Origin of the sequence: Listeria rocourtiae FSL F6-920 (assembly GCF_000525975.1) — a bacterium.
Taxonomy (GTDB): Bacteria; Bacillota; Bacilli; order Lactobacillales; family Listeriaceae; genus Listeria_A; species Listeria_A rocourtiae.
Genome location: NZ_AODK01000109.1, coordinates 1 through 674 on the forward strand (window position 1 = coordinate 1; position 674 = coordinate 674).

General features: G+C 44.5%; 1 protein-coding gene. It reads right to left on the minus strand.

Features of this window, described 5'->3' with window-relative positions:
* Positions 1–130: 130 nt before the first annotated feature.
* Positions 131–592, minus strand: coding sequence for an immunoglobulin-like domain-containing protein (locus tag PROCOU_RS16075; protein WP_036074494.1), 462 nt, complete (start codon positions 590–592; stop codon positions 131–133).
* Positions 593–674: the final 82 nt, after the last annotated feature.

Here is a 674-nt window from a genome sequence, read left to right on the forward strand (position 1 = left end):
TTCACTTTGACATCAGATGAAGCGCGTTCACCTTCGTTGCCAAGGTTATCAACAGCGACTACTTCGAATGTTTGGCCTTCTGATTTCATAAGGGCAACATCGGAGGCATAGATTTTGAATGTATCACCTGTTATGGCACCATAGCGGATGAACTGGCCATCGATGTAAAGCGCGATTTTTTTTTTGCTTCAGTGGAAACGGTACCGGTGATGTAGCTTGCTCCTTTGAAATAGTCATCAATCATTGGTTTTGCGATCTTTTTTGGTGCGACTTTTGCGACAACTACAGAGCTCGATTTTAGCCCAATTGTTCCATCTGTTGCGATTGGTACTACTTCGAAGGTTTGCCCAGCGACTTGTAGTTCTGGTGTGGTGCTAGCGTAGATTTGATACGTACCATTGCTTGCAGCTGCTGTGCGGATGAGTTTACCGTTCACATAAATACCAACTTTTGTTACGCCTGTTTTTGTTGTACCTGTGATGTAATTGCCACCAGTAGTATAGGAATCAATGGTAACTTCGCCGAGTGCGAGTTGGCGTTGTGCTTTGTTAAGCGCTTGTTGTAATTCGGTTTTCTTGTCGGAATCAGTCACGCTGTTTACGAGTTGTTGGGCGGTGTCGATGGCAGCTTGGTCGGTTGTGTTTTTTGATAGTGCCTTTTTGTGTCATCGTTGT